This is a genomic window from Porcincola sp. LCP21S3_C12 (genome assembly GCF_052118625.1).
Lineage (GTDB): Bacteria > Bacillota > Clostridia > Lachnospirales > Lachnospiraceae > Porcincola.
Genome location: NZ_JBQKGW010000063.1, coordinates 1 through 1,446, shown reverse-complemented (window position 1 = coordinate 1,446; position 1,446 = coordinate 1). Strand labels below are relative to the sequence as shown.

The 1,446-nt window shown below is 52.8% G+C and carries 2 protein-coding genes; both read left to right on the top strand.

Features of this window, described 5'->3' with window-relative positions; genetic code table 11:
- A partial coding sequence (locus tag ACTQ1N_RS12625) for a hypothetical protein (RefSeq protein WP_441957003.1) occupies window positions 1-405 on the top strand: 405 nt, incomplete at its 5' end.
- Between the two features lie 111 nt (window positions 406-516).
- The gene (locus ACTQ1N_RS12620; RefSeq protein ID WP_441957002.1) at window positions 517-1,413 is read left to right on the top strand and encodes a hypothetical protein; all 897 of its coding nucleotides are present in this window, start codon (window positions 517-519) and stop codon (window positions 1,411-1,413) included.
- Window positions 1,414-1,446 lie beyond the last annotated feature (33 nt).

Genomic DNA, 1,446 nt, shown 5'->3' with positions numbered 1-1,446 from the left:
GAGCAGGTGCTCCTGCTTCGAAAAAGCGGGATGAGCAATCGGAAGATTGCGGAATACACCGGGGTTTCTTACGAGAAGGTCCGGTATCAGTGCAAAAAGGACGATTGCGATCGTATTCCCGTGGACGAGGAGCTGCCTGAAAAGATAAAGATGCGGGAAGCCTGCGCTTTCTGCGGAAAGCCCATCGCGAAGGAGGAAGGCCGCCGGGGACGAAAGAAGCGGTTCTGCTGTGAGAAGTGCCGGCGCACATATTGGAAGCTCCACCGCAACGAGCAGAAAAAGAACCCCAAGGCGATCTACACCAAGGTGTGCGCGTATTGCGGGAAGACCTTCGAGGTCTACGGCAATAAGAACCGGAAGTACTGCTGCCACGAGCATTACGTGGTGGACTACTTTGGCAGCTGATGAGACCGCATATTTATCCGCAATTATATTAGGAAGAAAAAGGCAGAAATGACTTGATAGAATCGCAGATCAGAGTGATGGATAGACTACCAAAAGAGAAAGGAGGCAACGATGGAACTACTTACAACCATTACAGACAGGGCCACTCTTGTGCGGTTTCTTGAAGAGAGCACCGGGCGTAATGCCGAATACGCCGGAGCACCGACCTTCCACTACAGGATAGGAGACTACACGGTTCTTCGAAACGCACACATCCAGGTTCCGGATGAAAAGGCAGATCCCGATCTGATCGGAAAGCTGAAAGAAAGCGGTCTGATCGTGGATAAAAAGAAAGGCACAGGTATCGAGGCAGAGATCGCAGATGACGTGACGGTCCGGGTCAACCTCATCCACATGCTTTCTTCGAAGGGCGTGCTCATCAACAAGGCCATCGGGCAGCCGAACGCCTTCTTTGTATCGGCAGTCCTCCTCAAGAACCTGAACGAAACAAATCCGGCAAACCTTTCTGAGCTTCAGACGGTGCTGGTAAAAAGCGGCGCAGAGAAGGCACTTAGGGGCATCACCTTTTCTTCCACAAAGGTGCTCTTTACCGGATTCCCAAAGGATCGGACGGTGGAGGAGCTGGCGGCCTATCGGGACTTTGCAGAAGAACTTGTCAAAGCCTGTGAGAAGGCTGCCTGGGTAAAAGCAGATCCGGTGAAAACCAGCAATGAACGATACACGTTCCGAAGCTGGATGAACAGCATCGGCATGGGCGGCAAGGAACACGCAGATACCCGGAGGATTCTGATGGAGCGGATGAGTGGAAATACAGCCTTCCGGACAGATGAACAGAGGGAAAAGGCGATGCGCCGTCGCCGGAAGAAAAAGGAGGTGGGAAAGCATGAGCAAAAAGCAGAGCCGGACTTCATCGTCCTCGGATCATGTGATCGTGATTCCGCACATAGAGCGCCCACAGGATCAGCGGATCAAAACAGCGGTGTACTGCCGGGTGTCCAGCAAGCATGAGGACCAGGAGTACTCACTGGAAAACCAGATCGC